This window comes from Acidiphilium sp. PM (genome assembly GCF_000219295.1).
Lineage (GTDB): Bacteria > Pseudomonadota > Alphaproteobacteria > Acetobacterales > Acetobacteraceae > Acidiphilium > Acidiphilium multivorum.
Map to the genome: position 1 here is coordinate 1 of NZ_AFPR01000351.1, position 609 is coordinate 609.

1 protein-coding gene and 1 pseudogene are annotated in these 609 nt (G+C 69.1%); both read left to right on the forward strand.

What is annotated here, in order from left to right; translation table 11 throughout:
• The coding region (locus APM_RS12545) for an NAD-binding protein (protein WP_007423749.1) at positions 1–442 on the forward strand (442 nt) is incomplete at its 5' end.
• A gap of 27 nt (positions 443–469) precedes the next feature.
• Positions 470–609 (forward strand): annotated as a pseudogene (locus APM_RS12550) (hydroxypyruvate isomerase); the annotation flags it as partial.

Below are 609 nucleotides of genomic sequence, written 5' to 3' on the forward strand. Positions count from 1 at the left end.
CGCGATGGCCGCCACCATCCACGAGCTGGGCGACGAGCCGGGCACCGGCGCCGGCTTCAAGATGGTCAACCAGCTCCTCGCCGGCGTGCACATCGCCGCCGCCTGCGAGGCCGTCGCCTTCGCCGCCTCGATGGGCCTCGACCTGCGCCGCGTCTACGAGGTGATCACCGGTTCCGCCGGCAACAGCTGGATGTTCGAGAACCGCGTCCCCCACATTCTCGATGCCGACTACGCCCCGCGCAGCGCGGTGGACATCTTCACCAAGGATCTCGGCATCGTGCTCGACATGGCGCGGCGCGGCCGGATGCCGGTGCCGATGGCCTCCGAAGCGCTGCAACTCTTCCTGATGACCGCCGCCGCCGGCATGGGGCGGGACGACGATGCCTCCGTCGCCCGGCTCTTCGCCCGCATCGCGCCGATCTCGCTGCCCGAACCGTCCTGACCCCATCTGCCTGATCCGGAGGGCCCCATGCCCCGCTTCGCCGCCAATCTCTCGATGATGTTCAACGAGGTGCCGTTCCTCGACCGCTTCGCCGCCGCCGCGGATGCGGGGTTCGATGCCGTCGAGTTCCTCTTTCCCTATGAACACCGGCCGGAGGAAATTGGCGC